Genomic DNA, 22,252 nt, shown 5'->3' on the forward strand with positions numbered 1-22,252 from the left:
GTCATGCGTGCCCGTCGCCCAGCACCAGCAGGTGCATCTCGCGGCGCACGACAAAACCCAGTGCGAGATAGCGCTCGATCGCGACCCGGTTGGACGTGAGGACGTGCAGGAAAGGCGTTTCCGCGCGCGCATCGATGGCCGCGATCAACGACCGGATCAGACGTGCCGCCAGCCCTTGCCGCCGGAACGCGGCATCCACGCACACGGCGCTGATCTCGGTATACCCGTCGACCTGCATCCGCTCGCCGGCCATCGCGGCCAGCCTGCCTTCGTTGCGGATGCCGATGTAGCGGCCGAGCTCGAACGTGCGCGGGCCGAACGGGCCGGGCTGCGCGGCCGTGGTCAGCGCGAGCATGTCCGGCACGTCGGCTTCCGCGAGCGTGACGTGGCCCGCTTCAGGTGCCGGGGCGGGCGTCCCTTGCCAGACCATTTGCAACAGGGTTGCGCGCCGGATCGCCGACAAGCCTGCCGGCAACTCGATCTCGTCGGGCATGACGAGTGCCGCCGGCCCGTGTGCGGCGACCAGTGCGCGCAACGCGTCGAACGATGCCCCGCCGGTATCCTCGATCGCGGCAAACGGCGCGATGGCCGCCGGAAACCGCCATGCACGGCCGTCGCCGAGCGCAAAGCGGCGCTGCCTGCCGGTCAGCGCGTTCCACACCACGTGGTCGAGCGGGTGCGTACTGTCTGTTGCGCCTGTTGCGCCTGTCGCGTTTCCGGTCGTTGCATCGGACATCGGCTGCTCCTCGATTGAAGGTGTCGGTTGCACAGCATAGACCGGGACCGGACGGGCAGGGCGCGATGCAACATTGATCGTGTCATCGGCGCGGTGCGGGATGCGCGGCACGTGTTGCCGAAGCCCGGGCCAGCGTTGCCGGCTCCGCCCTGACCGGAAACGACAGGATCACCGCCAGCCCGCGCCCTCCGGTACCGGCAGTCACCTCGACGGGCTGCCGCTTGTCGCGATGCCGGCCGAACAGGCCGTCGCGAAGTTCACTGCGCGTTCGCGCGCCACCTCGCCGAGGATGGCGCGTTCGACCAGTTCACCTGCGTGCCGCGCTGCCGGATCCCGGCGCGCTACCTGGAGGCGATGCGCATTCGCGCCGTTCGGATCGGCATTGCGTGGATGAACTTTCCGCCCGCCGTCGTGTACCGCTTCGAACGCCGGGTCGATGCAATCGGCCGTCAATGGCCCGATGCTCCGCCGCAGCGGGATGCGGTTGCGGAAGCAACGATCCTGCACGGCGTCGATATTGTCCGGTTGCGCCATGCGCCACCACTCGATTCGAGCGGCGCCGGGCCATCGGCAGACGCGCGTTCATCATCGTGAACGCGCTCGGGAATGGGGTGTTGTGCGGCATGCCACGGCTGCTGTCTTTTCCTGCATGCCCGCTGGTCGCGAGAACCGGCGGCCGCGTCGGTGCGGCGGGCGATCGAAGCCCGGGCCGACGAAAATAACGGATGTACGCCAGCCTGCATCGAAGCTTTCCGCCGAAGGCCGACGAGCGGCGCGCCGTGCTCGCGCGCCCCCGTTCCCCGCACGTCGTACCGAACCGCCCGGACAGGCGTCACGATTCCGGCGACGCATGCTCAATGGCCGAAGTAGATCGACCGCTCCGCCTTGCGAATCGCGCTGCTGTTTCCCGACTGCGTCGCCCCGACGGCGTCGCCGCCGTAACCGGACGCTTGCGGCCCGACCGCGACCGCATCGTTGTCGTGAACCCGGCGCAGCGCGGCCTGCAGATTGTCCGGATAGTTAGGGTCGTTGGGGCGGTTCGGCAGGTAGCCGGCCGTTTGCAGCGCGGCCAGTTCCGCACGCACCTGCGCACGCGTCACGGTGCTTTCGCCGGCGTACGTCGGCGCGGCAACGGCGGCCGACACGGCAACAAGAAGGGCGGCGATCAGTGGGGTCTTCATCATTCACCTCGACAAATAATTGGATTCAGCGGTTGCGCATCGTGCGCCGGCAGCCGGCGCCGTACGCGGATTCGTTCAATGACCGAAGTAGATCGAGCGTTCGGCGACGCGTGTCGCGGGCCGGCGGCCCGACTGCGTCGCGGCGACGGCATCGCTGCCGTAACCGGATGTCGCCGCATCGGCCACCACGGCGTCGTTCGCGTGAATGCGCGTCAGCGCGGCCTGCAGGTCGACCGGATAGTGCGGATCGTTCGCGCGGCCCGGCCGATAACCGGCCTGTTCCAGCTGGACGAGCTCGGCACGCACCTGCGCGCGGGACACTACAGCTTCATCGGCGAACGCCGGTACGGCGGCGGAGGCGGACACGGCGACGAGAAGGGCGGCGATCAATTGGGTTTTCATCATTTACCTCGACAGAACAGGAATGGAAGGAATTCAGGGTTCGCGTTTCGACGGACGGCGCAGCACGCTCAATGTCCGAAATACACCGAGCGGTCGGCCACGCTGACTGCATGGCGGCGGCCCGATTGCGTGGCCGCATCGCCGTTGCCGCCGTAGCCGGACGCCCGGTCGTTGCCGGCAACCGCATCGGCCGCCTGGATCCGCGTGAGTGCGGCCTGGAGATCGTCCGGATAGGTTGCGTCGGTCGCGCGATTCAGCGGGTAGCCGGCGTGTTGCAGCTGGGCGAGTTCGGCGCGCACCTGCGCACGCGTCACGGTGGCTTCGCTGGAGAACGCCGGTGCGGCGGCGGTGGCCGAAACGGCGACGAGAAGGGCGGCGATCAATCGGGTATTCATCATTCACCTCGAAAAAAAGAAGAAGAACCGGGCATTCGGTCAGGCGGCGCCGGGCCGCCCGACGCACGTTCAGGCGATACGGATGTCGACGTCGATGTTGCCGCGCGTCGCCTTCGAATACGGGCAGGTCTGGTGTGCGGCATCGACGATGCGCTGCGCGACGTCGCGATCGAGCCCCGGCACGCTCACGTTCAGCCGGGCCTGCAGGAAGTACGCGTTGCTGGCGGTGCCGAGATCCACTTCGGCGTCGACGGCGAGATCGGTCGGCAACGTCACCTTCGCGGCACGCGCCGCGAGCTGCATCGCGCCGATGAAGCAGGCCGACCAGCCCGCCGCGAACAGTTGCTCGGGATTGGTGCCGGTGCCGGCGCTGCCCGGCGACGACAACTGGATGTCGAGGCGGCCGTCAGAACTGCGTGCGGCGCCGTCGCGGCCGCCGGAAGTCGTATGCGTCTTGCCCGTGTACAGCACGTGTTCGATCTTGCTCATCATTTGCTCCGTCAGTTGAGGTTTGTCTCAGATGCGATTCGATCGCATGCGATACAGTTTGGTCTTGTCGCCCACTCACGTCAAGCGCGTTCGATTAAATCGCATGCGATATTTTGTATTTCAATGTATCCGGAACGCGGAGCGCCTTTCAGGACAAGCCTTCCCGGCGATCTATCCCTGATAACCGGGGAACACGGAACGACGCCGAAACAGACACGAAAGCGGGGAGTTGCTGGCCCGACTTTCCATAAAGCGAACAGGTTCCTTGTCATTATTTCGCTTTCTACAATGCATCGTCTCTTCTAACCTTGCCGCACCCGATCGCAAGCGGCCCGCCCACGGCCGGCACTTGCACGGATCACGAGCACAATCGAAACGGAGACATTACGTGTCGCGCGTCAGCCCTCTTGCAACGGCCACGGATTCCCGGCCGACCGGAACCCTCGCGAACCTTCGATCCATCTTCAGCGGATCGGTAGGCAACCTCATCGAGTATTACGACTGGTACGTGTATTCCGCGTTTTCGCTGTATTTCGCGAAGGCGTTCTTTCCGAACGGCAACCTGACCGTGCAGTTGCTGAACACGGCGGCCATCTTCGCCGTCGGTTTCGTCATGCGCCCGATCGGCGGCTGGCTCGTCGGCCTGTACGCGGATCGCAACGGACGCAAGGCCGCGCTGCTCGTCTCGGTGCTGGCGATGTGCGTCGGCTCGCTGATCATCGGCCTGACCCCCGGTTACGACACGATCGGCCTTGCCGCGCCGGTGCTCCTGGTCTTCGCGCGACTGCTGCAAGGGCTGAGCCTCGGCGGCGAATACGCGAGTTCGGCAACGTACCTGAGCGAGATGGCCGACAAGTCCAGGCGCGGCTTCTATTCGAGCTTCCTGTTCGCGACCCTGTCGCTCGGCCAGTTGCTCGCGATGGGTGTGCTGGTCGTGCTGCAGCAGTTTTTCCTGACCACCGCGCAACTCGAAAGCTGGGGATGGCGCATCCCGTTCCTGCTCGGATCGCTGCTGGCCTGCAGCGCGATCTTCCTGCGCAGCAACATGCAGGAAACGGCATCGTTCGAGCAGCACCGCCGCAGCAAGCGCCGCCACGCGTCGATCGCCGACCTGTTCCATCACAAACGCGAGTGCCTGATCGTGGCCGGCCTGACGCTCGGCGGCACGGTCGCGTTTTATGCCTATACGACGTACATGCAGAAATTCCTCGTCAACAGCGCGGGGATGAGCAAGGCCGACGCATCGATGGTCTCCGTGATCAGCCTGCTGGCATTCGTCGCGATGCAGCCGATCTTCGGCAGCCTGTCCGATCGCGTCGGGCGTCGCCCGCTGCTGATCGCGTTCGGCGTACTCGGCACGCTCTGCACCGTGCCAATCTTCCAGGCGCTCCGCGGCGTTCAGACAACCGGCGCCGCGCTGGCGCTGATCGTCGCCGCGCTGTTGATCGTCAGCCTGTATTCGTCGGTCAGCGCCGTGGCCAAGGCCGAACTGTTTCCGGTCGGCGTGCGCGCACTGGGCGTGGGGTTGCCGTATGCGATCACGGTGTCGCTGTTCGGCGGAACGGCCGAATACGTCGCGCTGTGGATGAAGAGCATCGGACACGAAGCGTGGTTCTTCTACTACGTGTCGGCGTGCGTGCTCGTGTCGCTGCTGTGCTACCTGTGGATGCCCGATCCCAAGCAGGTCTCGCGCATCGACGAAGCGTGACGACGGCACGCATCTTCGCGATCGCCCGGGCCTGACGCCGGGCGGCAAGCGCGGGTTCAGCGGAAGTCCGCGTAATGCCGCACCAGCGACAGCATCGACGGAATCAGCCCGCGCACGTCGCCGCGGCGCCACTGGAACGCATATTGAAGCGGCGCCAGCGGCGGCTCGCTCGTCAGCTGCACGAGATGGCCGCCCGGCCGCGCGCGTGCCCAGTCGACCGGCAGGAAGCCGATGCCGACACCTTCGCCCAGCATGCCGGCCACGGCACTCCAGTTGTTGCACTCGATCCTGCGCGCATGATTGACGCCGCACGCGAGCAGCCAGTCGTCGAGGATGCGTGTCACGCCCGAACCGGACGGCAGCAGCACCAGCGCATGACTGGCGAGCAGCGCCGGCGTCAGCACGCGCTCGCGGCCGACCAGCGCCTCGGCCGCCATCCACGCGAACCGCGCTTCCGCCACCGGCTGCGACAGCACGCTGCTGCGCGACGACCGGCCGGCGATCACCGCGAAATCCAGTTCACCGGCATCGACTTTCTCCTCCAGTGCCGCGCCCACGTCGACATACGGCTCCAGCGCCAGCTTCGGGTGCTGCTTCTGGACCGCCGCCACGAAGCGCGGCAGCCACGTCAGCGCCGACAGTTCGCCGACGCCGAAGCGCAGCCGGCCGCTCAACCCTTCGTCCCTGGCAACCGATTCCTGCAGCGCGGCGACGGACTCGAGCACCCGCACCACGGCCGGCAGCAGCGCCTCGCCGTCGTCGGTCAGCACGGCCCGGTGGCCGCTCCGGTCGAACAGCGTGCGTTCGACGACCTGTTCCAGTTCGTTGATGCGCTTGGACAGCGACGACACCGACAGGTGCAGCCGTTGCGCAGCGGTCGAGAAGTTCGCGCAGGTCGCCGCCCAGTAGAACGCGTCGAGCTGCTTGAGAGTCGGGGTCGCCATTGTCTTTCGCTTTTATCGAACAAATTCATTGGAAGATTATCGCTTTTTAAGCACGCCGCGCGTACCTAAAATTCCGCCATCGACTCGAAAACAGGCTTCAGACATGACTCCTTCCGCCTCATCCGTTTCCGGAACAAGCCGCCACCTGGCCGATACGCGCACGCCGCACATGCCGCGCGTGCTGCGAAAGATGCTGTGCCTCCATGATTTCGAAGCCGCGGCACGCCGCGCGCTGCCGCGCCCGATCTTCGGCTACGTCAGCGGCGCCGCCGAAGACAACCGCACGCGCGACGACAATCGTGCCGTGTTCGACGAATACGGGTTTGCGACGCGCGTGCTGCGCAACGTGTCGCGGCGGGAGCAGGGCGTCGAGCTATTCGGACGACGCTACGCGTCGCCGTTCGGCATCGCGCCGATGGGGATCCATGCGCTGTCGGCCTATCGCGGCGATATTGTGCTGGCGCGTGCCGCACAGCGCGCGGGCATCGCGTCGATCATGAGCGGCTCGTCGCTCATTCCACTGGAGGAGGTCGCCGCCGCCGCGCCGGAAACCTGGTTCCAGGCATACCTGCCCGGCGACGCAGGCCGCATCGCCGCGCTGCTCGAACGCGTGGCGCGTGCCGGCTACCGGACGCTCGTGATCACGGTCGACATCCCTGTATCCGCCAATCGCGAAAACAACGTGCGGACCGGCTTCACCACGCCGCTGCGCCCCGGGCCGCGCCTGTTCTGGGACGGCATCGTGCGCCCGCGCTGGCTCGCCGGCACCTTCGCCCGGACGTTGCTCGCGCACGGCATGCCGCATTTCGAGAACTCCTTTGCCACCCGCGGCGCGCCGATCCTGTCGTCCACGGTGCAGCGGGATTTCTCGGCCCGCGACCATCTCGACTGGGGCCACCTGGAACGGATCCGGCAGGAATGGAAGGGCGAACTGGTGATCAAGGGCATCCTCAGCGTGGACGATGCCGTCATCGCCCGCGACGCCGGCGCCGACGGCATCATCCTGTCGAACCACGGCGGCCGCCAGCTTGACGGCGCGGTCTCGCCGATGCGGATCCTGCCCGACGTGGTTCGGGCGCTGGGCGCGGACTATCCGGTGATGATCGACAGCGGTTTCCGGCGCGGGTCGGACGTGCTGAAAGCGGTCGCGATGGGCGCGCGCATGGTGTTCGTCGGGCGGCCGTTCAATTACGCGGCGGCCGTGGCCGGTGAAGCCGGCGTCATGCACGCGATCGGGCTGCTGCGCGACGAAGTGGACCGGAACATGGCGATGCTGGGCGTCGAACGGTGCAGCGGCCTGACGCCCGATGTGTTGATCCGGAAAGGCGGCGTGCCGGCGTCGCCGGTGGCCGTCTAGCGCGGGGAAGGCCGGTTGCCGCCCTCCGGGACGATACCCGCGTTACGCCGGGTCGATCGCGGCGGTCACGACGAGGGCCACGGCCGCGTCGGCCGGCAACTGGCGCAGGGAGAACACCGAGCGCGCGTGTCCCGCCTTGTCGCCCAGCACGGCAGCGAACAGGTCGGACGCGCCGTCGATCACGGCCGGCTGCCCGAAAAAACCGTCGGCCGAACTCACGTGCCCCTCGACGCGCGCGATCTTGCGCAGGCGCTCGAAGCCGCCCAGGTGCCGGCGGATCTGCGCGAGCACGTTCAGCGCCGCGAGCCGGGCGGCATGCTTGCCGTCGTCGACGCTCAACTGCTCGCCGACGCGGCCGGTATACGCGACCTTGCCGTCGACGAGCGGCAGTTGTCCCGACACGAACAGCAGGTTGCCCGCTTCGCTGACGGCCGTATAGCTGCCGAGCGGGTTCGGCGGTTCGGGTAACGCGAGGCCGAGCTCGGCCAGCTTCTGTTCGACGGTCATGTCATGCTCCTTGCAGGAAAAGGGTTGGGGCAATCGGTGCTGCCTGCGAGTCACTGTAGTCATGCGACCGAAACCGGTAAATGTCAGCCGAGCAATTGATTCACGACGCGGTGTAACAAATCGCGCGACGCATGCCCGCTGGTTTGCCGCGCGAGATTCATGCACACTCGTGGCTCCATCGCGCGCCCTACGCCGGAGACGGCAGCAACCATGCAACGACAATTCGACGACCTGCTGCTGGGCAGCATCGAGCTGTTCTGTCTTGCCGCCGAACTCGGCAGCTTCACGCTTGCGGCAAACGCGGCGGGCGTCACGCCGGCCGCGGTCAGCCGGTCGGTGGCGCGGCTCGAGGAGCGTCTCGGCGTGCGGCTGTTCGTGCGCACGACACGCCAGATCCGCCTGACCGATTCCGGCCGCCGCTACTTCGAGCAATGCCGCGACGCGCTGTCGCAACTCGTCGACGCGGAGCGCGAAGCGACCGGCCAGCAGGCCACGCCCGCCGGCCTGCTGCGGATCAGCATGCCGACGCCGTACGGGCACTATCGCGTGCTGCCGCTGCTGCCGGCGTTCCGCGAGCGGTACCCCGAGGTACGCGTCGAAACCCACCTGAGCAACCGCAACATCGATTTCGCGGAGGAAGGCTACGATCTCGCGATTCGCGGCCGCGCACCGGCCGATTCGAACCTGGTCGCACGCAAGCTGGAGGACGCCGAACTCGTGGTCGTCGCGACGCCCGGCTACCTGAAGCGCGCGGGCATGCCGGCCGCCATCGACGACCTGCATGCGCATGAATGCATCCAGTTCGAACTGCCGAGCAGCGGGCGGCCGGTTCCGTGGCTGTTCAACGACGGGACGGAGGAAGTCGACGTCGCAACGACCGGCAGCTACGGAACGTCGGGAGACTACCTTGGCGGTGTGACGCTCGCGCGCAGCGGCGCGGGCCTGTTCCAGACCTACCGCTTCATCGTCGAGCAGGATCTGCGTGCCGGCACGCTCGTGGAAGTGCTGCCCGGCCTCGGCGGCCGGTCGCGGCCCTTCGTGCTGCTGTATCCGCATGCGCGTTTTTTGTCGTCGCGCGTGCGCGTATTCGTCGACTTTCTGGTCGAGCATCTCGAGCGTGCCCCGACCAGGCGGCCGGTCGGGCCACGCGCAAAACGAGCCGGCGCATCGCGTTAGGTGTGCCGGCTCGCGGTTTCGACGCCGCGACTCAATGCCCGGCGCTCTGGCCGCCGTCGACGTGCAGGATCTCGCCCGTGACGAACGGTGCCGAGTCCAGGTACAGGATCGCGTCGACGATGTCGCTCATCTCGCCCATGCGGCCGACCGGATGCAGCGACGCGAGCGTCGCATGGGTTTCGGGCGCATGCATCGGCGACTTGATGATGCCGGGCGACACCGCATTCACGCGAATGCCGGCCTTCGCATACTCGATCGCGAGCGACTTCGTCGCCGCATTCAATCCACCCTTCGTCAGCGAGGCGAGCACCGACGGCACGTTGCTGTTCGCATGATCGACCAGGCTAGTCGTGATGCTGACCACGTGTCCGCCGCCGTGCTTCTGCATCGCGGCGATCGCATGCTGCGTGACGTGGAAGAAGCCGCTCAGGTTGACGCTCGTAATCTGCGCATAGTCGTCCGCGGTGTACTGCGTGAACGGCTTCGCGATGAACACGCCGGCGTTGTTGACGAGCGTGTCGACGCGGCCGAAGTGCTCGATGGCCGCGTCGACCACGCGCCGGGCGACGGCCGGATCGCCGATGTCGCCCGCGACGGTGACGAGATCCGGATCGTTCGACGGGCCGATCGAACGTGACGTCGCGACGACGCGATGGCCGCGTGCGCGGAATGCGTTGACCGTTTCCGCGCCGATGCCTTGCGATGCGCCGGTGACGATGATGACCTTGGATGCGCTCATGATTTGCCTCGATAGGTGATGGGTTCCCGGCTTCAGTGCCGAACGGATCGATGAATCCGATGGGCTCACTGTAGGCGTGCCGGTCACGATCTCGAACACCCACCATGGCGCAACAGTCTTGCGTCGCAGGAACAAATGCGGCGGCGGGCGATTGGCGCCCGTTGGCGCGACGCGCGGTCGTCGACGCACTCCGCGCGTGCTGTGGGACCCGCGAACCTCGCCGGAGACGATGCGCCGGTTCGTGAAGGCAGGCCGCCGCGATTCATCCCCGGGCCGCTCCTGAAAGCGGACGACACAGCGCGTTTCGACGGCATGGTGACGGTCACCCGGCCGTGCCGCGCCAATTCGAAGCTCAGGCGAGCAAAACCGGCATGAAACAGCGCACGTTCCAGCAGCGCCTTTTCAGCGTCTTTGCTCTCCTGATCGCATCATCAAGATAACTTTTCTTATCACAACAACACGATTGCAAATCCAAACTCGCCATTTCGAAAACGCGTCGGATACTCGAAGTTCGCGCCATGCCCATGCGTCCCGCCATCGCTTCGGGGGCAGGGGAGCGAACATCCGTCGCACGCGCCGTCAATCCGGCGCATCGATCCGCGCCAGCAGCACCGTCAACACGTCGGACGTCGCGCGCGCGACGTCCTGCGCCGTCGTGTCGACGAACGCATGTGCGCATTCGCGATACAGCGGGTCGCGCATCCGGTACAGCGCGGCGAGGGTTTGCCGCGGGTCGGCCACCTGCAGCAGCGGCCGCCGCGTGTCATCGCGCGTGCGGCGCCACAGCGCATCGGGGTCCGCATGCAGGTAGATCACGCAGCCGCGCTCGCTCAGGCGCGCGCGGCTGCGCGGATTCAGCACCGCGCCCCCGCCGGTCGCCACGACGACGTTCGGGCGCTGCGTCAGTTCGTCGACGATTTGCGTTTCGAGCAGCCGAAAGCCGCCTTCGCCGACCCTGTCGAACAGCTCGGCGACCGAGCGGCCGGTGCGCCGCGCGATCTCGTCATCGCTGTCGGCGAACGTCCAGCCGAGCGATGCCGCGAGCGCGCGGCCGAGCGTCGATTTGCCCGCGCCCATCATGCCGACCAGGAACGCGCGGTCGGGCAGGGCACGCACGTCGACCGTCGTGGCGACGGCGCTCATAACCGTCGCGCAAGCGGCCAGCCGGCCCGCGTCGCCGCGCAGATCCGCCGCGCGCGTACCGCGTCCGACAACGTGTCGAGCGCCGCGTCGGTGGCTGCGTCGTCGGCGTCGAGCAACGCGCCGAGCACTTGGCCGTCCGGATCGCCGGCCGCGATGTGCTCGGCCGCATCCGCCGCGATAGTTTGCGGCGTGCGTTCGTGGGCCTCGTCACGTTCCGGCCGCCGCCACCCGTTGCGCAAGTCGCGCCATCGCACGACCAGGCCGCAGAACAGCCCGCCGCCCGGCACGGCTGCATCGTCGCGCGTCGGCACTGTGTCGCCGGGCGTCGCGCATTGCGTGACCCAGCTCGCGAACTCGAGCAGCGACGCGTCGTGAGCGAGCGTCGCCGCGTCGAGCGCGACGGTCACGCCGGCATCCCGCAGCCGCCCGAGCAGCGGGCGCACGCCGTCGTGCGCGCCACCGCACGGCTGCAGCAGCACCTCGAGTTCGTCCTCGTGACGGCTGACGAGCGAACGATGCCGCTCGAGCGCGGCCGGCTCGAGCAACGCCTGCGCCGCATGCCGGACGATGACGATCGCGCGGTCGTCGCGGCGCTCGACGATCGCGCCGATCCGGCGCCGGGCGCGCGCCACCGCGGCGCTCACGTGTCGCTCCCGAAATGGCGCGCGCGCATCACAGCGAACCCTGGAATTCGAGCACGCGCGCCTTGAACTCGTCGGGCACGGCCTGCGTCGTGTTGTTCGCGTAATCGAACATCACATGCGTCGACATGCCGCGCGCGACGATGGTCTGGTCGTCGCGTTCCATCAGGTGTTCGAGATCGAAGCTCTTGCTGCCGAAACGCACGATGCTCGACCGGATCGTCAGGTTGTCGCCGAATTGGGCCGGTGCGAGGTACTCGCACTGCGTCTTCACCATGATGTGCGGCAGCTTCTCGCTCCGCGGCAGGCCGAGGAGATCGAACATGTAGCAGAGATAGGAATGCTGCAGATAGTCGTAATAGACGGGACTGCTCACATGGCCCATCGAATCGGTATCGCGATACTTGACGTGAATCGGCGTTTCATAATGACGTTTCGACATGGTGATTCTCCGCAATGACTGGGTTGATTTATATATATGAACCTGATCGGCCTTTCAGGAATCTGAAAATTAATTGAACGCCTATCGCGACGCCACTATCAGAACGAATAGCGACCCGCTTCGAAAGGTTGAACAATCGGCATCCGTGCGCCATAAAATGCTACAGAATCGAGAATGGAAAATCACAGTCCCGGCCCGGAACGCGTCTCGAAATCAGGCAAACCCAATGCCTGAATTTCCAATCCCCTTGCTTATTTCTGTCATTCATAAGGTTATGAATTAGAAACTGGCAACTATGTTAGTTGCGCACGGAAAGCACCATTCAATACAGTCGCGCTGTAGTAAAAAATCCCCCGAATTATCGACAGGAGGGCAGTCCCCATGCATGCGAATACCTGGACGACGAACCGTGACGCCGAGCTGCACCTGCCGTCCCCCGCGGATCTGGCCGGCGCGCTGCAGCCCGCGTTGCGCGCGTCGCGCACGGTTCATCTGGCTCGCCACGCGATCGTCGACGTGTTGAACGGCACGGACGACCGTCTCGTGGTCATCGCCGGCCCGTGCTCGGTGCACGATCCGGCTGCGGCGCGCGACTATGCGGCGCGGCTCGCGCTGCAACGCGCGCGCTTCGCGGACGAGCTGGAAATCGTGATGCGCGTGTACTTCGAGAAGCCGCGCACGACGGTCGGCTGGAAGGGGCTCATCAACGACCCGCTGCTGGACGGCAGCGAACGGATCGACACGGGGCTGCATACGGCCCGCGCGCTGCTGTGCGACATCAACGGCGCGGAGATGCCGGCGGCGACCGAGTTTCTCGATCCGCTGTCGCCGCGCTACCTCGCCGACCTGGTCGCGTGGGGGGCGATCGGCGCCCGCACCGTGGAATCGCAGGTGCATCGCGAGCTGGCGTCGTCGCTGCCGATCCCGATCGGTTTCAAGAACGGCACCGACGGCAATGTCCAGGTGGCCGTCGATGCGATGTGCGCGGCCGCGCGCGCGCATCGCTTCCTGTCGGTCGACACGGGCGGCCGGCTATGCGCGGCGACCTCGCCCGGCAATCCGCATACGCACGTCGTGCTGCGCGGCGGGCGCGAGCCGAATTTCGATGCAGCCGCGGTGCATGCCGCATGCGAACGCATGGCGGCCGCGCACTGCGCGCCGCGCGTGATGATCGACGTCAGCCACGGCAACAGCCGCCGTCAGTTCCGCAATCAGCTGGGTGTCGGCACGGCCGTCGCCGCGCAGGTCGCGGCCGGCGATACGCGCATCGTCGGCGTGCTGGTCGAGTCGAACCTGATCGAAGGGCGCCAGGATCTCGTGCCCGGCGTGCCGCTGCGCTACGGGCAGAGCATCACCGACGCATGCCTCTCGTTCGCCGATACCACGCAGCTCCTCGAGACACTTGCGCACGCGGTTCGTGCGCGCCGGCGCGGCCATATGCCGGCGCCGGACGTCGAGTTCGCGCACGAGCCGCTCCTCGCGTGCTGCGCATGAGCGGCCCCGCGCGACGCGGTCAGATTTCGGCTTCGTCGTAGATCCGCGTCGCGTCGCCGGCCCACGCGTCGCGATAGCGGGCAAGCCAGTGCTCGGCCTGGGTCGGCGCACCGGCGACGATCTCGTCGAGCGGCGCGAGATACACGGATTCGTCGCGGCCGGCCGCATCCCTGCGCGCCCGCGCGCGCAGGCCGCGATGCGCGATCGCGAGCGCATCGGCCGCGAACGCGCGCAACAGGCGGCCGTCGACCGACGCGCCGAGCCCGAAACGCGGCACGTCGCGCCGCAGGGTCAGCAGCGCGCCGCGGTCGATCGCGACGGCCAGCGTGTCGGCGTCCGACAGCGCGGTCGGGTCGTACAGCAGGCCGGTCCAGAATGCCGACAGCGCGACCATCATGGCGGGCGAACCCGCATCGGCGCCGCGCATCTCGAGGTAGCGCTTGAGCCGCACTTCGGTGAAGACCGTCGTCAGGTGGTCGGCGAAGTCGCCGAGGGTCGGCGTCTCGCCCTCGAGATGCGGAATGCGGCGTCGCATGAAATCGCGGAACGTCCATCCGGTCGCGTCCGCGTAGCGGTCGCCGCGCCGCACGAAATACATCGGCACGTTGTCGAGCAGCCAGCTCACGTAGCGCTCGAACCCGAAGCTGCGCGACAGGAACAGCGCAGGTACCCCGCAGCGATCCTCGTCGGTGTCGAGCCACGTGTGCGCGCGCGTCGACAGCAGGCCGGTCGGCCTGCCTTCGGCAAACGGCGAGTTCGCGAACAGCGCGGTCGCGACGGGCTGCAACGCAAGCGATACGCGCATCTTGCGCGCCATGTCGCTTTCCGATGCGAAATCGAGGTTGACCTGCACGGTGCAGGTGCGCTGCATCATGTCGAGCCCGCGCGTCCCGACGCGCGGCATGTAGCGCTGCATGATCCCGTAACGCTGCTTCGGCATCCACGGCAGTGCCGCGCGCGCAAGGTGAGGGTGAAACCCCAGCGGCGCGCAGCGCAGGCCGAGCGGTTCGCACGCGTCGCGCACCGCGGCGAGGTGCGCATGCAGCTCGGCATGCGTATCGTGCAGCGTTTCGAGCGGCGCACCCGACAGTTCGAGCTGGCCGGCCGGCTCGAGCGAGATCGCGGCGCCGTCGCGCTGGATCACGCCGACGGTCCGCCCGGCATCGACGATCGGCGCGCCGTCGCCTTGCAGCCCCGCGAGCACCGCGGCGATGCCCGACGGCCCGTCGTAAGGCGCGGCTGCGTGCGTCGCACGCGCAACGACGAACTTCTCGTGCTCGGTCCCGATCCGGAACTGCACGGCCGGCTTGCAGCCGGCGGCCAGATGATCGGCGAGCTGCTGCTCGGAGACGATCGGCGTGTGGTCCGACCCAACGGCATTCGACATCGACACCCTCCACAAGTCACATTGAGCGACCGACCGGCCGGTCGCACGGCGACTATAACGACGTCGATGCGGGTGCTGTACTGGCAGGGGTGATAGGGGCAGGGCCGTACCGCGCTACGGCTGCCTGCGCTTCGCGAAGTAATGCGCGGGCGAATCGCCGAACGCGCGGCGGAACATCGCGATGAAGTTGCTCGGCGTCGCATAGCCCAGCGCGTCGGCGATGTTGGCGACGCTGTCGCCGCTCGCGAGACGTTCGAGCGCATGCGTGAGGCGCGCCTGCTGGCGCCATTGCGCGAAGCTCGTGCCGGTTTCGGCGACGAACAGCCGGCTCAGCGTGCGGGCGGACAGCCCGGCCCATTCGGCCCACGCTTCGAGCGTGCGGCTGTCGTGCGGCTGCCCGAGGATCGCGTTGGCGATGCGCAGCAGCCGCCGGTCGCGCGGCATCGGCAGGTGCAGCGGCTCGTGCGGCGCGCGGCGCATCTCGTCGAGCAGCACGACGCTGATGCGTGCCTGCTCGACATCGAGCCTGTCCTGGTCCGCCCACGACACGGCGCGCCGCACGAGCGCGCGCATCAGCTCGGTGATCGCGATCACGCATGGCTGCCCCGGCATCCGCCGGCTTGCGGCCGGTGCGATCACGACGCTCCAGCCGCTCAACGCGCCGCTGATGCTGACCTTGTGCTGCTCGCCGGGCGGAATCCAGCCCGCGCGATGCGGCGGCAACAGCCATGAACCGTGCGGCGTGCGCACGTGCGCGAAACCGCTTTCCACGCAGAACACCTGCCCGCGCAGATGGCTGTGCCAGTCGACCTCGCGGGTGCCGAGCCGGTAGGTGTTGCTGCCGTCGTCTTCCCCCCAGACGGCGATCAGTGACGGGCCGTCCTCGCGTTCGCTCGGATCGGAATCGGCGCGCTGCACGGTGCGCGGTGGAGAAGTGTCTCGGATGGGCATGGCCGGAATTCATTATTTTTTGTCTAAACAACATTATCAGCTTTGCCCTGGGGCGTCCAACAATGCGTGTCGTGTTCAAACCGATACGAAGCAGAGGAATGCGATGCATGCAGCACTTGCTCCCTGGGCACGCGATGCCGGCGCACTGCGCGTCATGTCGCGAATCGCCGCCGCCGCCGCGCTCGTCGTGCTCGGCGCGTGCGCGAGCCGCGACGGGCTCGCACCCGCAGGCACGCTGCGCGGCGCCGATACGCTCGCCGCATCGCGCAGCCTCGCGCATGTGCCCGCCGCCGACTGGCCGGCCGCCGACTGGTGGCGCGCGCTGAACGACGCGCAACTGAGCGCGCTGATCGACGAGGCGCTCGCCGGCAACCCCGATCTCGCGACCGCCGATGCGCGCGCACGCGAAGCGCAGGCGCTGGTGATCGAAGCGCGGGCCGCGCGGCTGCCGCATCTCGACGGCCGCGCGAGCGCAAAGGCCGAGCGGCTGTCCGGTACCCAGTTTTCGTCGGGCGAGGGCGGCGGCTTCTTCAGCCACACACGCGAGGTCAATCTCGGCCTGAGCTGGGATCTCGATCTGTGGGGCGGCCGTCGTGCCGCGTGGGAAGCCGCGCTCGGCGAAGCGCGCGCCGCGCAGATCGATGCGCAGGCCGCACGCGTGCTGCTGTCGGTCAACGTTGCGCGCGCCTACGTGAATCTCGCGTATGCGTTCGATCAGCAGGACGTCGCGCGGGCCGAATACGCGCGCGCCGACGAAGCGCTCACGCTCACGCGCCAGCGTGTCACCAAGGGCATCGACAACGTCGCGCAACAGCGCCAGGCGGAAAGCGAAGTCGCGGCCGCGACGCGCGAGCAGGCACGCACGGCCCAGGCGATCGACAGTGCGCGCATCGCGCTCGCGATCCTGCTCGGCGCCGGCCCCGACCGCGGCCTTGCGCTCGTGCGGCCCGCGCCGCTGCCGACCGCCGCGCTCGCGGTGCCGGCCGACCTCCCGGCCGCGCTGCTCGGCCGGCGCGCCGACCTCGTCGCCGCGCGCTGGCGGGTCGAGGCGGCCAGCCGCAACGTCGCGGCCGCCCGTGCGGATTTCCTGCCCAACGTCAGTCTCACCGCGCTGATCGGGCTCGCGACGCGCGGGGGCGCATCGCTGTTCCAGGCGGCATCGCGCACCTACAACGCCAGCCCGGCCGTGAGCCTGCCGATCTTCGACGGCGGCGAGCGGCGCGGCGTGCTGCGCAGGCGTGACGCGCAATACGACCTCGCGGTCGCCGGTTACAACAAGACGCTGATCGGGGCGATCGGCGAGGTGGCCGACGATCTGCACCGGCTGGATTCGCTCGCCGTGCAGACCGATGCGCAGCAGCGTGCGTTCGACTCGGCCACCGATGCGTGGCGGCTCGCGGACGCGCGCTACCGGGCCGGCGTCGGCAGCTACCTCGACGCGCTCGTCGTGCGCCAGCAACTGCTGGTCGCGAGCCGCGAGGTCGCCGCGCTGCGCGCGCAGCGCGCGGACCAGTCGCTGCAGCTCGTCGCCGCGCTCGGCGGCGGCTTTCGCGCCGAGCCGGACGACGTCGCGCTCGCCGCCACTCCTTCCCAACGTCCTTGATATCGAACCATGAGCAGCGACAACTCCCTGCAGACTCCCGCGCGGCCGGCCGCCGCCGATTCCGCCAGCGCCCGCCAGCAGCCGGCGGCCGACCACACCGGCGCCCCCCGCGCGCCGGGCGGGCCGGACGCGCGCACGCCACCGGCACCCGGCGGTGCCGCACCCGCGACGCCGCCCGCACCGCCGGCACGGCGCAAGCATCTGGTGCGCGCGCTCGTCGCCGTGTTCGCGCTGGGCATCCTCGGCTGGGGCATCTGGTACGTGATCGTCGGACGCTGGTACGAATCCACCGACAACGCGTACGCGCAAGGCAACGTCGTCGAGCTGACGCCGCAGGTGACGGGCACCGTCGTGTCGATCGACGCGGACGACGGCAACCTCGTCCGCGCCGGCACGCCGCTCGTACGCCTCGACCCGAGCGACGCGCAGATCGCGCTCGCGACCGCGCAAGCCGATCTCGCGGCAACGGTGCGCAAGGTGCGCGGCCTGTACAGCAACGAACGCGGGCTGGCGAGCAGCATCGACGGCGCACGCGCCGAACTCGACTCGCGACGCACCGCGCTCGACAAGGCGAAGGCCGACTACAGCCGCCGTGAGGATCTCGGCCGCTCCGGCGCGATTTCACGCGAGGAACTCGCGCATGCACGTGACACGCTGACCTCCGCGCAAAGCGCGTACGCGGCCGCGCAAAGCGCGCTCGCCACGTTGAGCGAGCAGCACCAGACGAGCAAGGCGCTGATCGACGACACCGCGGTCGCATCGCACCCCGACGTGCAGGCCGCGGCCGAACGGCTGCGCGCCGCGTACCTCGCGCATGCACGCACCGACGTCGTCACGCCCGTCACCGGTTATGTCGCGAAGCGCACGGTGCAGGTCGGGCAGCGCGTGTCGCCCGGCGTGCCGCTGCTGGCGGTGGTGCCGCTGCGCGAGCTGTGGGTCGATGCGAACTTCACCGAGAAGCAGCTCGAACACATGCGCATCGGGCAGCCGGTCGAACTGACCGCCGACCTGTACGGCGACGCGGTGCGTTATACCGGCCGCGTGCAAAGCCTCGGCGTCGGCACCGGCAGCGCGTTTTCGCTGCTGCCGGCGCAGAACGCGACCGGCAACTGGATCAAGATCGTGCAACGGCTGCCGGTGCGCATCGAGCTGACGGAGCCGGCCCAGCTCGACGCGCATCCGCTGCGCATCGGCCTGTCGATGCACGCACGCGTCGACCAGCACGACCGCAGCGGCGCGATGCTGTCGCGTCGCGAGCAGCGCGCGCCGGTCTTCCGCACCGACGTGTACCGCGACGAGCTGGCACGCGCCGACAGCCTGATCGCCGACGTCATCCATGCGAACCTGCCGTCGGCAGCGCGCGCGGAGACGGTGCGATGAGCGGCCCGATGGCGGCCGCCGACAGCGGCTTTCGACCGTCGAGCGTCGGGCTCACGACCTTCGGCCTCGCGCTCGCGGTGTTCATGCAGGTGCTGGACGGCACCGTCGCCAACGTGTCGCTGCCGACGATCGCCGGCAACTTCGGCGTGAGCACGACGCAGAGCGCGTGGGTCGTCACGACGTTCTCGGTCAGCAATGCGATCGCGCTGCCGCTGACCGGGTTTCTCGTCAAGCGCGTCGGGCAGGTGCGGCTGTTCGTGTGGGCGACGCTCGCGTTCACGTTCGCGTCGCTCCTGTGCGGCCTCGCGCAAAACCTGCCGCAGCTCGTTGCGTTCCGCGCGCTGCAGGGCCTGGTGGCCGGGCCGATGATCCCGACCACGCAGGCGCTGATGCTGTCGATCTACCCGCCGCAGCGACGCGGTTTCGCGCTGTCGATGATCGCGATGGTCACGGTCGTCGCGCCGATCGCGGGGCCCGTGTTCGGCGGCTGGGTCACCGAGCATTACTCGTGGCGCTGGGCGTTCCTGATCAACCTGCCGATCGGCGTGTTCGCCGCGATGTGCGTGTTCGCGCAGATGCGCGCGCGCGTCGAGACGACCGTTGCCGCGCGCGTCGACTATGTGGGCCTCGCCGCGCTGATCGTCGGCGTCGGCGCGCTGCAGATCGTGCTCGACAAGGGCAACGAAGCCGACTGGTTCAACTCGACGTTCATCGTCGTGATGTCGGTGGTCGCCGCGTTCGGCATCGCGCTGTTCCTGATCTGGGAGCTCAACGAGCCGAACCCGATCGTGAACCTGCGGCTCTTCGCGCATCGCAACTTCGCGGCCGGCACGCTGACGCTCGTGCTCGCGTATTCGGCGTTCTTCGCGGTCAACGTGATCGTGCCGCAGTGGCTGCAGCGCACGCTCGGCTACACCGCGTTCTGGGCCGGGCTCGCCGTCGCGCCGATGGGCGTGATCCCGGTGCTGATGACGCCGTTCATGGGCAAGTACGCGCCGCGCTTCAACATGCGCGTGCTCGTGTGCTGCGCGTTCGCGATCCTCGGCACGTCGTCGTTCCTGCGCGCGGGTTTCGTGCCCGACATCGACTTCACGCACATCGCGCTGATCCAGCTGCTGCAAGGCCTCGGCCTCGCACTGTTCATCATGCCGATCAACAGCATCCTGCTGTCCGACCTGAAGCCGGACGAGATCGCCGCCGGCTCCGGCCTGTCGACGTTCCTGCGCACGCTCGGCGCGAGCTTCGCGGTGTCGATCACGTCGTTCCTGTGGGACCGGCGGGCGATCCTGCACCACGCGCAGCTCAGCGAGCACGTGAGCGCGTTCGACCCGGCCGTGCGCGCCGAAGTCGCGCGGCTCGGCGGCGGCGATCCGCAGCGCGCGGCGACGCTGCTGGGCAACCTGGTCGATGCGCAGGCGTACCAGATCTCGTTCAACGACGTTTCATTCGCGCTCGGCTGCGTGTATCTCGCCGTGATCGCGGTGGTCTGGCTCGCCCGTCCGCCGTTCGGCCCCGGTGCCGCCGCGAAACGATGAAGCGGGCGCCGCGCGGCCCGTTCCGACCCATGCTGTTCAATTCGATGGAGGTTGACCCGATGCCCACCCACCACGCTGGTGCCATGCCCCCCGACCTGGCGACGCTCGCCGTGTTCGACGTCGCGGAATTTCCGTTCGTCGTCGTGCGCAACGATGCGATCGCATCCGCCGGCTACGCACAGCGCTGGCTCGACGACATGCATGCGCTGATGCGGCACGGCGAGCCGTTTGTCATGATCTTTCCGCCGGCCCGCCCGGATGAAGCGCACGACGACCGCAAGGAACGCGGCATGTGGCTCAAGCAGAACCGCGCCGCGCTCGCCGCGGTCTGCCGTGCGCTCATCACGATCGAACCGGACCCGGCCGAGCGTGAGGCGGCCATCGCGAACGCATCCGGCATCGAAAAGGCGTTCGGCATTCCGTTCGACGTGACGGCGTCGCTCGACGACGCGAGGCAGGCAGGCCGGCGACGTCTGGCCGAGGCGGTCTAGCGCGGCCCGTTCACGCGCAACGTCTCGAACCGGTTGCGCAAGTCCGCCTGGCTGCAGATTCCAACTAAACGAACGGGGTGGCTTGTATGAATGGACTGGATTGTCTGAAATGGTTGGTACCCGGCGACACGGACGCGTCATGGCAGAGAATGACCGACGCGGCCGCCGGAATGGGGTTCGACAAGGTCGTGCTGATCGTGTTGCCGTTCAGCGGCGCGTCGTTCGATCTCGCGCGCAAATGGAGCAGCGGCGTGCCCGGCTGGACGGCGCTGTACCGGCAGCGCCAGTTCGACCGCGTCGACCCGATGCTGCGGCATTGCTTCCGTTCGGCACTGCCGCTCGTCTGGGACGACGCATTGTTCGCGCTGCCGGAGCAGCGTCCGTGTTACGAAGCGGCGGCCGCATACGGCATGCGCAGCGGCGTCGTGCTGCCGGTGCGCGGCGCGAAGGGGGAGGTCGGCATGCTGTTGTGTGCGAGCACCGACGAGCTCGCCGCGACGCGCGAGCACTGCGACCGCCATCTCGCGGCGCTGACGCTGCTGCGCGACGTCGCGTGCGAAGCGATCGCCGGCACGCGCTGCCATGCACCGCCCGACAGCGTGCCGCGGCTCAGCCGGCGGGAAGTCGAATGCCTGCGCTGGCACGCGGCCGGCAAGACGTCGTGGGAAATCGGCCACATCCTGAACGTGACCGAGTCGTGCATCAATTTCCACTTCATGAACATCCGCCGCAAGTTCAACGTGTCACGTCGGCACGAAGCCGTGCTGCGCGCGGTCGAGTGGGGGCTGATCAGCATCTCCGACGTGACCGTGCCGACCTGATGCGGGCGCGTCGTCGAGCCAGCGGTCGAGAAACGCGCTGAGCCACGCGGCCGTCGCGCGGTCGTGCCGCCGGCCTTCGCGTGCCTGCGTCGCGAGATCCTGCGCACCGGGCGCCGACAGCTTGTGCGCGGCGGCCGTACTCCAGCGCCGCATCATCGGATAGCTCACTTCCGGATGAAACTGCACGCCGTATGCGCGCGGCCCGTAGCGCACGGCCTGGTTCTCGAAATGCTCGCCGGTCGCGAGGATCTCGAGCCCGGCGACGCGTTCGAAGCCCTCGCGATGCCACTGGTAGACGTGCGACGGCCACGACCCGAGACGCCGGCCGGCGGGCGTCGCGGCGATCGGCCAGTAGCCGATTTCCGCGCGCCCGTCACGATGGGCGACCACGCGGCCGCCCAGGTGGCGGATCATCATCTGTGCCCCCAGGCAGACACCGAGAAAGGGCGCCGCCTCGCGCAGCGGCACGCCGATCCAGTCGATTTCATCCTGAATCCAGCGATCGCCGTCGTTGGCGCTCATCGGGCCGCCGAACACCACCGCGCCCGCATGGTCGGCCAGCGTGGCCGGCAGCGGATCGCCGAGAGGCGGGCGGCGAATGTCGAGCGGATGGCCGCGGGCGGCAAGCAGCCGGCCGATCCGGCCGGGGCTCGACTGTTCGCGGTGCAGGACGATCAGGATCGGACGAAGGGCGGAGTGCGTCATGTCGTGTCGAGAGGGTCGTGAGTTC

At 68.2% G+C, this 22,252-nt stretch carries 23 protein-coding genes and 1 pseudogene; 10 read left to right on the forward strand and 14 right to left on the reverse strand.

Annotated features, from left to right (window positions below; genetic code table 11):
• Nucleotide 1: 1 nt before the first annotated feature.
• Nucleotides 2-736, reverse strand: a complete 735-nt coding sequence (locus FOZ70_RS02785) for a GNAT family N-acetyltransferase (protein WP_059488494.1) — start codon at nucleotides 734-736, stop codon at nucleotides 2-4.
• A gap of 205 nt (nucleotides 737-941) precedes the next feature.
• Between FOZ70_RS02785 and FOZ70_RS38495 the strand changes: the two are divergent.
• Nucleotides 942-1,330: pseudogene (locus FOZ70_RS38495) on the forward strand (phospholipid methyltransferase); the annotation flags it as partial.
• A gap of 260 nt (nucleotides 1,331-1,590) precedes the next feature.
• On the opposite strand, the gene FOZ70_RS02795 reads toward FOZ70_RS38495, so the two are convergent.
• The 4 genes from FOZ70_RS02795 to FOZ70_RS02810 form a co-directional block, all read right to left on the reverse strand.
• Nucleotides 1,591-1,920, reverse strand: coding sequence for a DUF4148 domain-containing protein (locus FOZ70_RS02795; RefSeq protein WP_219704908.1), 330 nt, complete (start codon nucleotides 1,918-1,920; stop codon nucleotides 1,591-1,593).
• Between the two features lie 72 nt (nucleotides 1,921-1,992).
• Complete coding sequence (locus FOZ70_RS02800; RefSeq protein WP_059496174.1) at nucleotides 1,993-2,319, reverse strand: DUF4148 domain-containing protein; 327 nt, start codon at nucleotides 2,317-2,319, stop codon at nucleotides 1,993-1,995.
• 68 nt (nucleotides 2,320-2,387) lie between these two features.
• Nucleotides 2,388-2,714: a DUF4148 domain-containing protein gene (locus FOZ70_RS02805; RefSeq protein WP_042975136.1), complete on the reverse strand. Its 327-nt coding sequence runs from the start codon at nucleotides 2,712-2,714 to the stop codon at nucleotides 2,388-2,390.
• Between the two features lie 69 nt (nucleotides 2,715-2,783).
• A complete protein-coding gene (locus FOZ70_RS02810) occupies nucleotides 2,784-3,203 on the reverse strand; it encodes an organic hydroperoxide resistance protein (RefSeq protein WP_219704909.1) in 420 nt (139 codons plus the stop codon).
• 388 nt (nucleotides 3,204-3,591) lie between these two features.
• Between FOZ70_RS02810 and FOZ70_RS02815 the strand changes: the two genes are divergently transcribed.
• A complete protein-coding gene (locus FOZ70_RS02815; protein ID WP_027787365.1) occupies nucleotides 3,592-4,911 on the forward strand; it encodes an MFS transporter in 1,320 nt (439 codons plus the stop codon).
• A 56-nt stretch (nucleotides 4,912-4,967) separates the two neighbouring features.
• On the opposite strand, the gene FOZ70_RS02820 is transcribed toward FOZ70_RS02815, so the two are convergent.
• Nucleotides 4,968-5,855: a LysR family transcriptional regulator gene (locus tag FOZ70_RS02820; protein ID WP_027787364.1), complete on the reverse strand. Its 888-nt coding sequence runs from the start codon at nucleotides 5,853-5,855 to the stop codon at nucleotides 4,968-4,970.
• Between FOZ70_RS02820 and FOZ70_RS02825 the strand changes: the two genes are divergently transcribed.
• Nucleotides 5,854-7,212 (forward strand): alpha-hydroxy acid oxidase, encoded by a 1,359-nt coding sequence (locus tag FOZ70_RS02825; protein WP_048022892.1) that lies wholly within the window; start codon nucleotides 5,854-5,856, stop codon nucleotides 7,210-7,212. The two genes, FOZ70_RS02820 and FOZ70_RS02825, sit on opposite strands and share 2 nt — an antisense overlap.
• Before the next feature lie 42 nt (nucleotides 7,213-7,254).
• On the opposite strand, the gene FOZ70_RS02830 is transcribed toward FOZ70_RS02825, so the two are convergent.
• The gene (locus FOZ70_RS02830; RefSeq protein ID WP_060056514.1) at nucleotides 7,255-7,719 is read right to left on the reverse strand and encodes a RidA family protein; all 465 of its coding nucleotides are present in this window, start codon (nucleotides 7,717-7,719) and stop codon (nucleotides 7,255-7,257) included.
• Between the two features lie 210 nt (nucleotides 7,720-7,929).
• On the opposite strand from FOZ70_RS02830, the gene FOZ70_RS02835 reads away from it, so the two are divergent.
• Nucleotides 7,930-8,895 carry a LysR family transcriptional regulator gene (locus FOZ70_RS02835; RefSeq protein WP_219704910.1) on the forward strand — a complete coding sequence of 322 codons (966 nt, stop codon included), beginning with the start codon at nucleotides 7,930-7,932 and terminating at the stop codon, nucleotides 8,893-8,895.
• Nucleotides 8,896-8,926: 31 nt separating this feature from the next.
• Here FOZ70_RS02835 and FOZ70_RS02840 read toward each other — a convergent pair whose 3' ends face one another.
• The 4 genes from FOZ70_RS02840 to FOZ70_RS02855 form a co-directional block, all read right to left on the reverse strand.
• A complete protein-coding gene (locus FOZ70_RS02840) occupies nucleotides 8,927-9,634 on the reverse strand; it encodes an SDR family oxidoreductase (RefSeq protein ID WP_048022712.1) in 708 nt (235 codons plus the stop codon).
• 579 nt (nucleotides 9,635-10,213) lie between these two features.
• A complete protein-coding gene (locus tag FOZ70_RS02845) occupies nucleotides 10,214-10,777 on the reverse strand; it encodes a shikimate kinase (protein WP_059653134.1) in 564 nt (187 codons plus the stop codon).
• Nucleotides 10,774-11,421: a hypothetical protein gene (locus FOZ70_RS02850; RefSeq protein WP_219704911.1), complete on the reverse strand. Its 648-nt coding sequence runs from the start codon at nucleotides 11,419-11,421 to the stop codon at nucleotides 10,774-10,776. The genes FOZ70_RS02845 and FOZ70_RS02850 overlap by 4 nt, the downstream gene beginning before the upstream one ends.
• A gap of 28 nt (nucleotides 11,422-11,449) precedes the next feature.
• Entirely contained in the window at nucleotides 11,450-11,860 is a 411-nt protein-coding gene (locus tag FOZ70_RS02855; RefSeq protein ID WP_021159585.1) for an acyl-CoA thioesterase, read from the reverse strand.
• Between the two features lie 381 nt (nucleotides 11,861-12,241).
• On the opposite strand from FOZ70_RS02855, the gene FOZ70_RS02860 reads away from it, so the two are divergent.
• Nucleotides 12,242-13,354, forward strand: a complete 1,113-nt coding sequence (locus tag FOZ70_RS02860; RefSeq protein ID WP_219704912.1) for a 3-deoxy-7-phosphoheptulonate synthase — start codon at nucleotides 12,242-12,244, stop codon at nucleotides 13,352-13,354.
• Between the two features lie 19 nt (nucleotides 13,355-13,373).
• On the opposite strand, the gene FOZ70_RS02865 is transcribed toward FOZ70_RS02860, so the two are convergent.
• The gene (locus tag FOZ70_RS02865) at nucleotides 13,374-14,741 is read right to left on the reverse strand and encodes a glutamate--cysteine ligase (RefSeq protein WP_219704913.1); all 1,368 of its coding nucleotides are present in this window, start codon (nucleotides 14,739-14,741) and stop codon (nucleotides 13,374-13,376) included.
• Nucleotides 14,742-14,855: 114 nt separating this feature from the next.
• Entirely contained in the window at nucleotides 14,856-15,692 is an 837-nt protein-coding gene (locus FOZ70_RS02870; protein ID WP_021159581.1) for a helix-turn-helix transcriptional regulator, read from the reverse strand.
• Nucleotides 15,693-15,846: 154 nt separating this feature from the next.
• Here FOZ70_RS02870 and FOZ70_RS02875 point away from each other — a divergent pair, with 154 nt between their 5' ends.
• The 5 genes from FOZ70_RS02875 (at nucleotide 15,847) to FOZ70_RS02895 (ending at nucleotide 21,522) form a co-directional block, all read left to right on the forward strand.
• Complete coding sequence (locus FOZ70_RS02875) at nucleotides 15,847-17,295, forward strand: efflux transporter outer membrane subunit (RefSeq protein WP_226129736.1); 1,449 nt, start codon at nucleotides 15,847-15,849, stop codon at nucleotides 17,293-17,295.
• A 9-nt stretch (nucleotides 17,296-17,304) separates the two neighbouring features.
• On the forward strand, nucleotides 17,305-18,675 hold the full coding sequence (locus FOZ70_RS02880; protein WP_240922285.1) for an HlyD family efflux transporter periplasmic adaptor subunit: 1,371 nt from the start codon (nucleotides 17,305-17,307) through the stop codon (nucleotides 18,673-18,675).
• Nucleotides 18,672-20,210, forward strand: a complete 1,539-nt coding sequence (locus tag FOZ70_RS02885) for a DHA2 family efflux MFS transporter permease subunit (RefSeq protein ID WP_059700335.1) — start codon at nucleotides 18,672-18,674, stop codon at nucleotides 20,208-20,210. The genes FOZ70_RS02880 and FOZ70_RS02885 overlap by 4 nt, the downstream gene beginning before the upstream one ends.
• Entirely contained in the window at nucleotides 20,207-20,701 is a 495-nt protein-coding gene (locus FOZ70_RS02890) for a hypothetical protein (RefSeq protein ID WP_226233348.1), read from the forward strand. Before FOZ70_RS02885 ends, FOZ70_RS02890 begins: the two co-directional genes overlap by 4 nt.
• Nucleotides 20,702-20,787: 86 nt before the next feature.
• Nucleotides 20,788-21,522, forward strand: a complete 735-nt coding sequence (locus FOZ70_RS02895; protein WP_081057231.1) for an autoinducer binding domain-containing protein — start codon at nucleotides 20,788-20,790, stop codon at nucleotides 21,520-21,522.
• Here FOZ70_RS02895 and FOZ70_RS02900 read toward each other — a convergent pair.
• The gene (locus FOZ70_RS02900; RefSeq protein ID WP_063800523.1) at nucleotides 21,445-22,227 is read right to left on the reverse strand and encodes a glutamine amidotransferase; all 783 of its coding nucleotides are present in this window, start codon (nucleotides 22,225-22,227) and stop codon (nucleotides 21,445-21,447) included. The two genes, FOZ70_RS02895 and FOZ70_RS02900, sit on opposite strands and share 78 nt — an antisense overlap.
• Nucleotides 22,228-22,252 lie beyond the last annotated feature (25 nt).

It is taken from the genome of Burkholderia sp. COPS, assembly GCF_019425585.1.
In the GTDB taxonomy this organism is placed as follows: domain Bacteria; phylum Pseudomonadota; class Gammaproteobacteria; order Burkholderiales; family Burkholderiaceae; genus Burkholderia; species Burkholderia cepacia.

Excerpts from the sequence above, each read along its gene's own strand:
- FOZ70_RS02785 (WP_059488494.1), bottom strand. The coding sequence starts at position 736 with ATGTCCGATGCAACGACCGGAAACGCGACAGGCGCAACAGGCGCAACA.
- FOZ70_RS02795 (WP_219704908.1), bottom strand. The coding sequence starts at position 1,920 with ATGATGAAGACCCCACTGATCGCCGCCCTTCTTGTTGCCGTGTCGGCC.
- FOZ70_RS02800 (WP_059496174.1), bottom strand. The coding sequence starts at position 2,319 with ATGAAAACCCAATTGATCGCCGCCCTTCTCGTCGCCGTGTCCGCCTCC.
- FOZ70_RS02805 (WP_042975136.1), bottom strand. The coding sequence starts at position 2,714 with ATGAATACCCGATTGATCGCCGCCCTTCTCGTCGCCGTTTCGGCCACC.
- FOZ70_RS02810 (WP_219704909.1), bottom strand. The coding sequence starts at position 3,203 with ATGAGCAAGATCGAACACGTGCTGTACACGGGCAAGACGCATACGACT.
- FOZ70_RS02820 (WP_027787364.1), bottom strand. The coding sequence starts at position 5,855 with ATGGCGACCCCGACTCTCAAGCAGCTCGACGCGTTCTACTGGGCGGCG.
- FOZ70_RS02830 (WP_060056514.1), bottom strand. The coding sequence starts at position 7,719 with ATGACCGTCGAACAGAAGCTGGCCGAGCTCGGCCTCGCGTTACCCGAA.
- FOZ70_RS02835 (WP_219704910.1), top strand. The coding sequence starts at position 7,930 with ATGCAACGACAATTCGACGACCTGCTGCTGGGCAGCATCGAGCTGTTC.
- FOZ70_RS02840 (WP_048022712.1), bottom strand. The coding sequence starts at position 9,634 with ATGAGCGCATCCAAGGTCATCATCGTCACCGGCGCATCGCAAGGCATC.
- FOZ70_RS02845 (WP_059653134.1), bottom strand. The coding sequence starts at position 10,777 with ATGAGCGCCGTCGCCACGACGGTCGACGTGCGTGCCCTGCCCGACCGC.
- FOZ70_RS02855 (WP_021159585.1), bottom strand. The coding sequence starts at position 11,860 with ATGTCGAAACGTCATTATGAAACGCCGATTCACGTCAAGTATCGCGAT.
- FOZ70_RS02860 (WP_219704912.1), top strand. The coding sequence starts at position 12,242 with ATGCATGCGAATACCTGGACGACGAACCGTGACGCCGAGCTGCACCTG.
- FOZ70_RS02865 (WP_219704913.1), bottom strand. The coding sequence starts at position 14,741 with ATGTCGAATGCCGTTGGGTCGGACCACACGCCGATCGTCTCCGAGCAG.
- FOZ70_RS02870 (WP_021159581.1), bottom strand. The coding sequence starts at position 15,692 with ATGCCCATCCGAGACACTTCTCCACCGCGCACCGTGCAGCGCGCCGAT.
- FOZ70_RS02875 (WP_226129736.1), top strand. The coding sequence starts at position 15,847 with ATGTCGCGAATCGCCGCCGCCGCCGCGCTCGTCGTGCTCGGCGCGTGC.
- FOZ70_RS02880 (WP_240922285.1), top strand. The coding sequence starts at position 17,305 with ATGAGCAGCGACAACTCCCTGCAGACTCCCGCGCGGCCGGCCGCCGCC.
- FOZ70_RS02885 (WP_059700335.1), top strand. The coding sequence starts at position 18,672 with ATGAGCGGCCCGATGGCGGCCGCCGACAGCGGCTTTCGACCGTCGAGC.
- FOZ70_RS02890 (WP_226233348.1), top strand. The coding sequence starts at position 20,207 with ATGAAGCGGGCGCCGCGCGGCCCGTTCCGACCCATGCTGTTCAATTCG.
- FOZ70_RS02895 (WP_081057231.1), top strand. The coding sequence starts at position 20,788 with ATGAATGGACTGGATTGTCTGAAATGGTTGGTACCCGGCGACACGGAC.
- FOZ70_RS02900 (WP_063800523.1), bottom strand. The coding sequence starts at position 22,227 with ATGACGCACTCCGCCCTTCGTCCGATCCTGATCGTCCTGCACCGCGAA.